Origin of the sequence: Psychrobacillus sp. BL-248-WT-3 (assembly GCF_012843435.1) — a bacterium.
Classification (GTDB): Bacteria; Bacillota; Bacilli; order Bacillales_A; family Planococcaceae; genus Psychrobacillus.
The window spans coordinates 49,697-60,756 of the sequence record NZ_JABAFC010000021.1 but is presented as its reverse complement, the minus strand read 5'-3'; the positions used below and the strand labels follow the sequence as shown (position 1 = coordinate 60,756).

The following is an 11,060-nucleotide window of genomic DNA, read 5'->3' as shown; positions in this document are numbered from 1 at the left end:
ATCGTCGTTGAAAACATTGTACCCAAGAGGGATTAATTTGACCCTTTTACTTTTTACACAATTATACGGACTTAATCTCATAAAGAGTAAGAAAGAGCCCATAAACAAGGTGGAAGTGACCCATAAATCAAAGAAAATAGCCCGTAAAGGTGTGAATCGCCCGTAGGCAGGCGGAAAGTGTCCCATAAAGTGTAGGAAGGAGCCCATAAACAGGTTAGAAGTGTCCCATAAATCAGAGAAAAGCGCCCGTAAAGGTAGGAACCGCCCATAAGCAGGCGGAAAGTGTCCCATTAATCTTACATAATTTATTTTCTTTGTGCCGCGTGTGTTTTACAAAAATAGGAATCATTATTTTAATTTTTGTACATATTAAAAATAAGAAAACGCTCAGATTATGAGCGTTTTAGCGTTACTTTATTAATCTCTATTCTTATTCCTCTTTTGTTTTCGAACGATAGGTCGATATATAAGGTGCGCTTGTAAATAACTGTTGCTTATCTGCGACACTGGTGAAGTCTAGTGCAACAGACTTTTCCCAGATTTCATAGCTATTAGGTCCATTCCATTCTGATAAGATAATATAAGTATCTGATTTTAAAGGTTTTAAAACGCGTAAAGCTATGAAGCCTGGTTCAGATTCAACAGTTGGAGACAGGTTTGTATATTGATGTTCAAATATTGGTTTACCTTCATCTGATACGGGGATGTGGTGAAGGACAAAGTATCCATTCTCATTAAAACTGCCGCGAGATTCTAAAATTTCATAAATACGAGGGACTTGAAAGACGGATTTACCAGTCGTTTCATGAATGAGAACTGAATTTCCCGTCCCATGTAAAATGTATATATTTTCATTGGGATGTTTATCTTTTATGGACTGCATAAACTCAGGCGTTCCGGACGTCATATATAATTTCATTAAACTTCCTCCAATATATTTATATTTTGTATTTATATTTTCCCCTAATTTGCAAATTTAAAAACAACCTTTTTTCGGGATGGTTTGAAATGAGGACAAATTTATGACAATTCCCGTTTATAACTATACATTAATTCAAGAAACGTCTATAGTTGAAGCGTATATTGGAAACGGAATGTAATCGTTATCAAAGGCAATTCAAAAGATTTTCTTCAGGCATTGTAGTAAAGTATTATCATGTAATGTATTTAGGTATAAAATAACATGTTCATAAGAAGGGCAGGAAATGAAATGACTACTTTTAACGACACACTTTTACGTGCAGCGCGCGGTGAGAAAGTGGAACATACACCTGTATGGTATATGAGGCAAGCGGGAAGATCGCAACCAGAATATAGAAAAATTAAAGAAAAATATTCTTTAGAACAAATTACCCACGAGCCAGAGCTTTGTGCGTATGTGACACGTCTACCAGTAGAAAACTACAATGTAGATGCGGCTATTCTTTATAAAGACATTGTAACTCCACTTGTAGGAATCGGAGTAGACGTAAAAATAAAATCTGGTGTTGGACCAGTCATTTCAAATCCAATACGTACCGTACAAGATGTGGAAAAACTAGGAGAATTCTCTCCAGAAGACCACGTACCATTTGTTTTAGATACTATAAAATTATTAACGACAGAACAATTAAATGTCCCACTAATTGGTTTTGCAGGTGCTCCATTCACATTAGCAAGCTACATGATTGAGGGTGGACCATCTAGAAGCTATAACAAAACGAAATCATTTATGGTATCTGAGCCACAAGCATGGTTTGCTTTAATGGACAAGCTTGCTGATATGATTATTATTTACATAAAAGCACAAGTTAAAGCTGGAGCTAAGGCCATCCAAATTTTTGACTCTTGGGTTGGGGCATTAAATGTAGAAGATTATCGTATCTTCATCAAACCAATTATGACTCGTATTTTCTCAGAAATACGTGAGACAGGTGTTCCGTTAATTACATTTGGTGTAGGTGCCAGCCACCTAGCAATGGAATGGCATGACCTACCTGTTGATGTTGTGGGGATCGATTGGCGTCTGTCTATCGAGGAAGCTCGTGCAAAAGGGTTAACTAAACCACTAATGGGTAACTTGGATCCTTCTTATTTAATCGGAGATTGGACAGAAATTGAGAAACGTGCAAAAACAATTATTGAACAAGGGGTTGCTCATCCGAGCCATATTTTCAACCTAGGGCACGGCGTATTCCCAGAAGTTGATCCGGATGTCTTGAAACGTTTAACTGCCTTTATTCATGATTATAGTAGAGAACTTATTGCAGCGAAATCTAACTAAAAAACTTTTGAGGTGACAAAAATGAAGAAGACAATGGGATTATTAGTAATGGCATATGGAACTCCATATGAAGAAGCGGATATTGAACGTTACTATACGCATATTCGTCATGGTCGCAAACCAAGCGAAGAACAATTAGAGGATTTAACGGGCCGCTATAAAGCAATTGGAGGAATCTCTCCGCTAGCTAAAATCACTGAAAACCAAGCAAAAGGTCTTTGCAACCGTTTAAATGAAGTACAAGATGACATTGAATTTAAGTTATATATAGGCTTAAAGCATATCGAACCTTTCTTAGAGGATGCAGTTGCAGAAATGCATAAGGATGGAATTACGGAAGCCGTTTCCATCGTATTGGCTCCACATTTCTCGACGTTCTCTATTAAATCATATAATGGACGTATTAAAGAAGAGGCTGAAAAACTAGGTAATCTTAAAATAACTTCAGTGGAAAGCTGGTATACAGAACCTAAGTTCATCCAGTACTGGAGCGAGAAAGTAAGCGAGGCTTTTGCTAATATGTCGGAAGAGCAACGTGAAAAAGCCTGCTTAATCGTTTCTGCTCACTCTTTACCTGAAAAAATTAAAACTTTGGGAGATCCATATGAGGATCAACTAAAAGAAACAGCAGATTTAATCGCTGAGGCTGCTGGTGTAAAAAATTATGCTGTAGGCTGGCAAAGTGCTGGTCAAACTCCTGAACCATGGATTGGACCAGATGTACAAGACTTGACTCATGATTTACACAAAGAAAAAGGCTACACAACATTCGTTTATACTCCAGTAGGATTTGTTTCAGAGCATTTAGAAGTTCTTTACGATAACGATTACGAATGTAAAGTGGTTTGTGATGAAATCGGTGCTACTTATGTGCGTCCTGCTATGCCAAACGACCAGCCTCAATTTATTGATGCTATGGCGGACGTAGTTATGAAGCATTTAAAAGCTTAAAAAAAACGTTTGATAAAATGCTCTAAAAGTTATTGGCTTTTAGAGTATTTTTAGTAAGTATATGGAGTTTTACATTACCATTCTGGGAGGATTTTTCGAATGAAAAAGGTCATTATCTCACTAGCACTACTTGTAGCTTTAACATTGGTAGGCTGTGGTGAAAAGGAAGAAACACATTCAAGTACTAGTCATCAAGGAACATTAGAAGAGGTTATGGTAGAGATTCAAACACCTAAAGAGTTACCTATTAACGAAGATATCAAGCTTTCTGCTAAAGTTACTCAAAATGGGGAAGCAGTAAATGATGCAAATTCTGTAGAGTTCGAGGTATGGGAATCAGGACTTCGTGACGAAGGACATATGGTAGAGGGTAAGCTTACAGAGGATGGTGTGTATGAAGCTGACTTTACTTTTGAACATGACGGAGTTTATTATATGTTTGCTCATACAACCGCAAGAGATATGCACGTAATGCCTAAACAAGAGCTTACAGTAGGTACACCAGATATGAGTAAAGTGTTACCTGACGATAGCGATAACTCAATGGAACATATGAGTGAAAAACATTAAATTTTACTTGCGTAAATAAACAATAGAGAGTATTATAATGACTAGTTGACCGAAATGGTTTTCTGGTCATTTTTTTATGAGGAGGGATAACCAAATGGACCGCAAACAGGAAATTTTAATAGCTGCCAATAAATCCTTTTCTCTTTTCGGATATAAAGCAACAACTATGGAGCAAATAGCCAAGATTGCAAATGTAGGAAAAGGAACTATATATAATTTCTTTGAAAACAAAGAAGTCTTGTTCCAAGAAATTGTCCTTCATATGATTGAAGAAATGAAACTGGAAGCTGTTAATGTCATTATTGAAGATGCTCCATTTCAGCAAAATGCTCATGCAGCGCTCATGAAGATGCTCGAGTTCCGTGAAACACATCAATTGTATGCAAAGATAATTGATGAGGAAAAACAATGGAAAACTCCTGCAGTAAAGCATGTCATTGGCCAAGTCGAGCAAGCTATTGTTTCGTTCATATGTGAGAAAATCAATAAATATGTTAAAAAGGGAGAAATCCGACAAGTAAATGCAGAGCTTGTAGCATATTTATTACTAAAGGCTTATGTTGCATTCGTAAATGATTGGAACTTAACCCACGATGATTCATTATCTGAAGAAGATATTGCTAACTTCTTTCAGGATACAATTTTTCGCAGTCTCGCAATTTGAGACTCATTTTTTTAGTCAAAAGTGACTAAATGAACATATCGGTCATATAGTATTAGGAGGAATCGACATGATAAAATCGGAATGGAAAGGTATTTTTAAAAACAAAAAATTATTGATTTCAATAATTGCAGTTTTATTTATTCCAGTGATGTATGCTGGGATGTTCCTATGGGCTTTCTGGGATCCGTATGCTAATTTAAGTGATCTACCTGTAGCAGTTGTTAACTCCGACGAAGGAGCAGAGTACAACGGAACGGAGCTCTCCCTAGGTAAGGAGTTAACAGATAAGCTACGAGAAAGTGGCCAATTTAAATTTGTATCTGTATCTGAAAAAGAGGCAGATGCCGGTTTATTAAACCAAGATTATTATTTATTAATTGAGATTCCAGAAAACTTCTCTGAACATGCAACGACTTTATTAGATGAGAAGCCAGAAAAAATGGTCATCACTTATAAAGCAAATGAAGGATTTAATTTCTTATCATCGCAAATAGGTGAAACAGCAATGGATCGTATTCGTGCAGAAGTGAATGAGCAAGTATCAGCAACTTATGCTGAACAGCTTTTTGATTCGATTACGAAGCTAGGTGACGGATTTGCGGAAGCCTCTGATGGGGCAGGGCAGCTAAAAGACGGCGTAGCTGAAGTTAATAATGGTGCCTCTAACCTAAAAGGCTACTTAGAACAATTAGCTAGTAGCACGATTGAGCTGAGTGATGGTACTAATAAGGTAGTTGATGGTATTAATACAGCTGCTACGGGATCTAAGGATTTAAATGAAGGTCTGGGAACACTTGCGGATGGTTCTTCTCAGCTTACAAATGGCGTTAGTCAAACGGCTGAAGGGGCCGCAGCTTTAAATAGTGGTATTAAAGAGTACACAGCTGGTGTAGATAAACTAAATGAAAGCTATCAATTACTTAGCGAAAAGGAAAAAGGCCTGCTAGATTCCTTGGCTAAGCTTCAAGCGAGTAGCTCCAAAATGAATGACAGCACAAACCAACTGGCTCAAGGCTCTGCTAATGTAACAGCTGGTATCCAAGCCTTATCTCAACAATTAGGTCAGTTAACAGCTGCTTTACCTCCAGAACAGTCGGCTGCTATTACAGAGACATTAAAGCAACTAGAAGCTGGTAGTACCTCAGTTTCCACAGGCTTAGAACAATTAGCTGGTGGAACTCAGGATTTAACTACTAGTACTTCTCAAATAGTAAGTGGAGCAGAACAGCTGAGTGGAGGTTACTCACAAGCAAAGCAGGGTGTTTCTCAATTAGCATCATCTTACGCAGCATTAGTAGAAGGTTCATCTAATCTTGCTGGTGGTACGACTACCCTAAATGAAAAAATGAACGAATTCAACGCTGGAATCAGTCAGGCGTATGCTGGATCCTCTAGCCTTGTGAAGGGCTTGAACGAGCTAGCTAACGGCTCATCTCAATTGAAAGAGGGTACTGGTACACTTGCTACGAAATCAGGTGAATTAGCAGATGGTTCTACTAAACTAGTAGAAGGTACACAATTATTGGCAGATGGAACGGAAACCTTGCAATCTAGCTTAAAAGAAGCAAGTGAGCAGGCAGGCGAAGTAACACCATCTGAATCGACTTACGAAATGGTTGCATCCCCTGTAGATGTTAATATCGTAGGGGTCAATGAGGTACCTAACTATGGAACAGGCTTCACACCTTATTTCTTATCACTTGGGTTATTTGTCGGTGCATTATTAATTTCAATTGTCTTCCCATTTGTTCAACCAGCAATTGCTCCAACAAGTGGGGCCAAATGGTTTGCTAGTAAAATAACGGTTTTAAGTGTGGTAGGAATTATTCAATCGCTGTTTGTAGTTGCGGTTGCACTATTTGTCTTAAAGCTTGAAACTCAAAGTGTAGGACTGTTCATCCTTTCTGCAGTCATTACAAGCTTCACATACTTAGCATTAGTACAGCTGCTTGTTTCGATTTTAGGTGATCCAGGAAGATTTGTTGCAATTATTGTCCTAATTCTGCAACTCACAACAAGTGCAGGTACATTCCCATTAGAACTAATACCAGCACCGTTGCAATTCTTTAATAAATTGTTACCAATGACTTACTCAGTCCAAAGCTTTAAAGCATCTATTTCTACAGGTGATTTAAGTCATTTCTGGTTTAATAATAGCTTCTTACTTGGCGTAATGGTAGTGTGCTTAGTAATAACATTCGGATACTTTATGTTATTGTTTACAAAACGCTATTCTAAACAAACAAAAGAAGCGTAATATAAAATTATTAAAGCTCCTCACATTTTACGAAAAGTAAAATGTGAGGAGCTTTATTTTGTACATATTGTTCCGTTAGACTTCCTGTTTTTCCTTTTTCAATTTTTCTACTAGAGGCATCACTTGCTCTGCAAACCGCTTCATTTCCGTGTGCTGAGGGGAAAACTGAAGGATTAACAGATTTACTCCAGCTTCCTCAAACGAAATAATTTTTTTAGCAAGTTGTTCCGGTGTGCCTATTAAGTCTGGCCGTAATCCTCGGTTGGAAACGGAATAATCCTTGAGCTGCACCTCCACGTTAAGATGAGATTTGCTAACAAAATCCTTGTAGCCCTCATAACCAGGAGAACCTTCTTTCACTTCCGTAATGCGAGCAAGTTCTTGTTGAACTTCCTCCTCGGTATCTCGACAAATGATATAGGCAGACATCCCAAACGTTTCTAATGGTTTTTCCCCAAGCGATTGGCGTCTATTTTTCATATCATTAATTTTTTCAGCAATTTCCTCGACTGTGCCGCCATGCATAACATAGGAGTCACAGGTTTTAGCAATTGTTTGCTTTCCAGCTTCACTTTCTCCACCAGCATATAGGGGGATATGCTGGTTCATTGGCTTGGGAGACAAGTAGGTGTTTTCATATTGATAAAACTGGCCAGTATAAGTAAAGGGTGTTTCTTTCCATAACCCTTTTAAGATGTGGATAAACTCCTCTGTCCGTGCATAGCGTTCATCATGTGCTGTGAAGATACCTCCATATTGTCTTGCTTCCCCTTCCCACCATGCAGATACAACATTGAGAGAAAAACGCCCGTTGCTTATGTGATCTATATTTGCGGCTGCTTTTGCCGTTAACGCAGGATTATGGAAGCCAGGTCGAATAGCAGTTAAAATTTCTATGCGTTTCGTGACGGCTGCGATAGCTGCAGTAGTTGACCATGCATCTAAAGAGGGACTCTCCACTCCTTTAATATCATTAAGATTTAATTCAGCTATTAAGGTTAAATCGTAACCCCATTCTTCTGCATTTTGTGCTAGCTCTTTTACATATTCAAACGTTGCAGGCATAGCCTCATCTGTTACATTTCGTAACCATCCACCGAATACAGGCAACCAAAATCCATACTTCATTATTTATTCTCCCCTTTTATTTTATTAATTCTGAAAATTATTATAACTAATCCTACCATAATACTTGGTTATTAACAATTAATCATTAATGGTTAATCTGATTCATCCATATACGCAAAAAAACCAGCTAGGAAGGGGAGCTTCTAGCTGGTAATTTAAAAAAATTATAGGTTGTTGCATTTATCACAGTGGTTCCCATAGCATTCATGTTGCTCTTCAATTGGCTCGCCGCATGTTACGCATTTCTTTTTGGGCAGGTTACGGAAAAATTCTAATACGTTTTCTAACATATATATTCCACCTCCATCTGTTATATAACTGTTTCGATTGAATTCATTGTAATATAACACAGAATGTTTTGTCAACACTTTCTATAGATTTTTGCTAAAATAGGAATAAAGGAGTGATACCCATGTTTTTTATTGATAATAAAGGAATTACGGATCCACGTATTAACTTAGCTATTGAAGAATATGCTCTCAATACTATGGATGTAGAGAAGGATTCATTTCTTCTGTTTTACATAAATCAGCCATCAATCATTATAGGGAGAAATCAAAACACAATTGAAGAAATTAATACAGATTTTGTAGAGCAAAACGGTATTATCCCAGTACGCCGCCTTTCTGGTGGAGGAGCAGTTTATCACGATCTTGGTAATTTAAATTTCAGCTTCTTAACGAAGGACGATGGAGATAGCTTCCGTAACTTTAAAAAATTTACCCAACCAGTTGTAGATGCTTTAAAGAAAATGGGAGTAGATGCAGAGCTTTCTGGAAGAAATGATATATTAGCTGGAGGAAAAAAAATCTCTGGTAATGCTCAGTTCTCCACTCGTGGAAGAATGTTCAGTCACGGTACACTAATGTTCGATACTGAAATCGATGCCGTTGTTTCTGCATTAAAAGTTAAAAAAGACAAAATTGAGTCAAAAGGAATTAAATCCATTCGTAGTCGTGTTACAAATATAGTAGATCTACTGGACAAGCCGATGACGATAGAGGAATTCCGCTTAGCGATACTTTCTTCTATTTTTGGAGGGGAAGACAAGGTTCAATATTGGGAACTAACGGAGGAAGACTGGGCTAATATCCACAAGCTATCTGAAGAGCGTTATCAGAAATGGGAGTGGAACTATGGAAAATCGCCTAAATCTAATATCCAGCATTCCCACCGATTCCCTACGGGCAGTGTAGACGTTCGTCTGGAAGTAAACAAGGGAGTTATAGAAGAGGTTAAATTTTTCGGAGACTTCTTTGGAGTAGGAGAAGTGGAAGAGGTAGAAGTGCTGCTTGTAGGCAAAAATTATAGCAAGGAAGCCATTGAACAAGCTCTAGAATCAGTAGACGTACCAAAATACTTTGGTGGGATAACGAAAGAGGAATTGATCCAGCTAATGTACTGATTAATTGTTCGAATAGTACCGAGTAAACAGTCCATATCTAAATGGGCTGTTTTTTTTTGTTTAAAAGGCACATCAAAGACCCGTTTAGGGAGAACTTCGATGATACCTTTTACTTTTTTTATATCTGAAATAAGTACGATAAAAAAACGCACCTGGAGGATCCAAATGCGTTCATCATTCATTATTTTACTTCCTTAAAGCCTTGACTAACTAGCATATCAGCTGATTTTTCCATACTAATTCCATTTTTTTTAGGGTCTTCGCTAAAGGTCATACCTGGCAGATCCATAATTTCATCAAAGTCGACAGCCTCATAATCTATTACTAAGGATTCGATTGCCTTGGTATCATCATACTCAAGTTTATGTGTTATTCCATCAATGTTTTGGAATTGTTCGGTCATAGGCTCAAAAAGTTCTTTCGCCTGTTCTTTCGATTCAATACCAGCTAGTTCATACTCGATAACATTTTCTGTTGTTTGCTTTGTAACTTTATCACCTTTCGCCGTGTACTCTAACGTTGTTGCAATGCCATTCTGCTCAGCCTCAAACGTTCTAGTTGTTTCATCTTCACCACATGCTGTCAGAAATACAGCCAAAACTACTAACGTAATAAATCCGATTAATTTTTTCATTATTAAACTCCTTGTCATTTGTTATTTTAATATAGTCGTATAGGTGCATTACATTAAACCTTCACATTTTGATGAGAGGTTTCCTCTATATACAACATACAACTTCAACCTCCTAAACTCAGCAATAGGTCATTAAATAAAAATCAACCCTTTCTACTAATTTATTAGCAAAATGATTTCAAAACAAAAAGCCCCTGTATAAGTCACGTATTTTCATAACTTCGGCAAATCAGTACTACTAATATTATGGAATAACTACATGATTGATCTTTTTTATGTAAATAAAGAGGATCTTAATTTTGCTGAATAACATATAAGTTTTCAAAGTGACGTTTGTATTGTACAAGGGGTAATAACTGTCATTTTGATGAAATCTTTTCGCTAATGAAACTTTTACCCGTTTTTACCATTTATTAAACATAAAGTGGTAAAATATATAAGAAAAGTAATTGTAGTAGGAGTGAGGAAATGAAAAAGAAGTCAGAGAAGCTGTTAATAGCAATGATATTGATGTTTAGTTTTGTTTTTGTGAATGGGACAAGCATGGAAGCTGCAAGTATAGTCATGTGGGGGAAAACAGAACTGAAGCTAGGTCAAATTGGTAAAGCGACTATAGTAAAAGATTCTACTTTAGTGAAGATAGGGGAGGACGGATCCCTTCAAACAATAAGAAAGCTGAATCAAGGCGATGAATATCGTGTATATAGCTATAAAAGTACACACAATGGATTATATGGGGTTGGTGGGGGATCTTATATTCAAAAAAACAATAATGTCCTATACGAAACTCCTTCCAAATCAAAATTAGCTCTTTTAGAGAATCCGCCGAAGACTTCTGTCCCGACAAAACCTGCAAAATCAGAAAACGGTAATGGTATAGAGGTTGTACCCGGTGCTCCTACAAAATTTCAAAACTGTAAGGAGTTAAACAAGGTATATCCACAAGGAGTAAAAAAAGGGCATCCTGCTTATGCGTCAAAGCATGACAGAGATAAGGATAACTGGGCATGTGAAAGATAATATGAGTACTAAATTTAATGGTGTTTCCTAAGGGAATACCATTTTTTTGTTGTTTAGAATTATAAAATTCTAAAACCTGTGGATAAATTAATGTCTAGCTCCACCGCCTTGCCCATCGAGGTCAAATGGTTAAAAGCTGCTCCTGCGCAAGCTCGTCGCAAACAAGAA

The 11,060-nt window shown here is 37.3% G+C and carries 11 protein-coding genes; 7 read left to right on the top strand and 4 right to left on the bottom strand.

Annotation, left to right across the window (positions count from 1 at the left end):
* Positions 1 to 430 precede the first annotated feature (430 nt).
* Positions 431 to 919: an antibiotic biosynthesis monooxygenase family protein gene (locus HF876_RS11900; protein ID WP_169360274.1), complete on the bottom strand. Its 489-nt coding sequence runs from the start codon at positions 917 to 919 to the stop codon at positions 431 to 433.
* Between the two features lie 291 nt (positions 920 to 1,210).
* On the opposite strand from HF876_RS11900, the gene hemE reads away from it, so the two are divergent.
* From hemE to HF876_RS11875, 5 genes are all read left to right on the top strand, one after another.
* Positions 1,211 to 2,263 carry a uroporphyrinogen decarboxylase gene (gene hemE, locus HF876_RS11895; RefSeq protein WP_169360273.1) on the top strand — a complete coding sequence of 351 codons (1,053 nt, stop codon included), beginning with the start codon at positions 1,211 to 1,213 and terminating at the stop codon, positions 2,261 to 2,263.
* Between the two features lie 21 nt (positions 2,264 to 2,284).
* Complete coding sequence (gene hemH / locus HF876_RS11890; protein ID WP_169360272.1) at positions 2,285 to 3,214, top strand: ferrochelatase; 930 nt, start codon at positions 2,285 to 2,287, stop codon at positions 3,212 to 3,214.
* A gap of 99 nt (positions 3,215 to 3,313) precedes the next feature.
* On the top strand, positions 3,314 to 3,784 hold the full coding sequence (locus tag HF876_RS11885) for a FixH family protein (protein WP_240949748.1): 471 nt from the start codon (positions 3,314 to 3,316) through the stop codon (positions 3,782 to 3,784).
* 94 nt (positions 3,785 to 3,878) lie between these two features.
* Positions 3,879 to 4,448, top strand: a complete 570-nt coding sequence (locus tag HF876_RS11880; protein WP_169360271.1) for a TetR/AcrR family transcriptional regulator — start codon at positions 3,879 to 3,881, stop codon at positions 4,446 to 4,448.
* A 67-nt stretch (positions 4,449 to 4,515) separates the two neighbouring features.
* A complete protein-coding gene (locus tag HF876_RS11875; protein WP_169360270.1) occupies positions 4,516 to 6,705 on the top strand; it encodes a YhgE/Pip domain-containing protein in 2,190 nt (729 codons plus the stop codon).
* Between the two features lie 75 nt (positions 6,706 to 6,780).
* Here the strand turns inward: HF876_RS11875 and HF876_RS11870 are convergent, their stop codons facing one another.
* Both HF876_RS11870 and yhfH read right to left on the bottom strand, forming a co-directional pair.
* Positions 6,781 to 7,833, bottom strand: a complete 1,053-nt coding sequence (locus tag HF876_RS11870; RefSeq protein ID WP_169360269.1) for an LLM class flavin-dependent oxidoreductase — start codon at positions 7,831 to 7,833, stop codon at positions 6,781 to 6,783.
* Between the two features lie 164 nt (positions 7,834 to 7,997).
* Positions 7,998 to 8,123 carry a protein YhfH gene (gene yhfH, locus HF876_RS11865; protein ID WP_169360268.1) on the bottom strand — a complete coding sequence of 42 codons (126 nt, stop codon included), beginning with the start codon at positions 8,121 to 8,123 and terminating at the stop codon, positions 7,998 to 8,000.
* A gap of 122 nt (positions 8,124 to 8,245) precedes the next feature.
* Here yhfH and lplA point away from each other — a divergent pair, with 122 nt between their 5' ends.
* The gene (gene lplA, locus HF876_RS11860) at positions 8,246 to 9,238 is read left to right on the top strand and encodes a lipoate--protein ligase (RefSeq protein WP_169360267.1); all 993 of its coding nucleotides are present in this window, start codon (positions 8,246 to 8,248) and stop codon (positions 9,236 to 9,238) included.
* Positions 9,239 to 9,419: 181 nt separating this feature from the next.
* Here lplA and HF876_RS11855 read toward each other — a convergent pair whose 3' ends face one another.
* The gene (locus tag HF876_RS11855) at positions 9,420 to 9,872 is read right to left on the bottom strand and encodes a YehR family lipoprotein (RefSeq protein WP_169360266.1); all 453 of its coding nucleotides are present in this window, start codon (positions 9,870 to 9,872) and stop codon (positions 9,420 to 9,422) included.
* A gap of 468 nt (positions 9,873 to 10,340) precedes the next feature.
* On the opposite strand from HF876_RS11855, the gene HF876_RS19165 reads away from it, so the two are divergent.
* Entirely contained in the window at positions 10,341 to 10,892 is a 552-nt protein-coding gene (locus HF876_RS19165; RefSeq protein WP_169360265.1) for an excalibur calcium-binding domain-containing protein, read from the top strand.
* The last annotated feature ends 168 nt before the right edge of the window (positions 10,893 to 11,060 follow it).

What these genes read in the sequence shown, in the direction of transcription:
- hemH (WP_169360272.1), top strand. Translation starts at nt 2,285, where the DNA reads ATGAAGAAGACAATGGGATTATTAGTAATGGCATATGGAACTCCATAT.
- HF876_RS11855 (WP_169360266.1), bottom strand. Translation starts at nt 9,872, where the DNA reads ATGAAAAAATTAATCGGATTTATTACGTTAGTAGTTTTGGCTGTATTT.
- HF876_RS11875 (WP_169360270.1), top strand. Translation starts at nt 4,516, where the DNA reads ATGATAAAATCGGAATGGAAAGGTATTTTTAAAAACAAAAAATTATTG.
- HF876_RS19165 (WP_169360265.1), top strand. Translation starts at nt 10,341, where the DNA reads ATGAAAAAGAAGTCAGAGAAGCTGTTAATAGCAATGATATTGATGTTT.
- HF876_RS11885 (WP_240949748.1), top strand. Translation starts at nt 3,314, where the DNA reads ATGAAAAAGGTCATTATCTCACTAGCACTACTTGTAGCTTTAACATTG.
- HF876_RS11880 (WP_169360271.1), top strand. Translation starts at nt 3,879, where the DNA reads ATGGACCGCAAACAGGAAATTTTAATAGCTGCCAATAAATCCTTTTCT.
- hemE (WP_169360273.1), top strand. Translation starts at nt 1,211, where the DNA reads ATGACTACTTTTAACGACACACTTTTACGTGCAGCGCGCGGTGAGAAA.
- yhfH (WP_169360268.1), bottom strand. Translation starts at nt 8,123, where the DNA reads ATGTTAGAAAACGTATTAGAATTTTTCCGTAACCTGCCCAAAAAGAAA.
- HF876_RS11900 (WP_169360274.1), bottom strand. Translation starts at nt 919, where the DNA reads ATGAAATTATATATGACGTCCGGAACGCCTGAGTTTATGCAGTCCATA.
- HF876_RS11870 (WP_169360269.1), bottom strand. Translation starts at nt 7,833, where the DNA reads ATGAAGTATGGATTTTGGTTGCCTGTATTCGGTGGATGGTTACGAAAT.
- lplA (WP_169360267.1), top strand. Translation starts at nt 8,246, where the DNA reads ATGTTTTTTATTGATAATAAAGGAATTACGGATCCACGTATTAACTTA.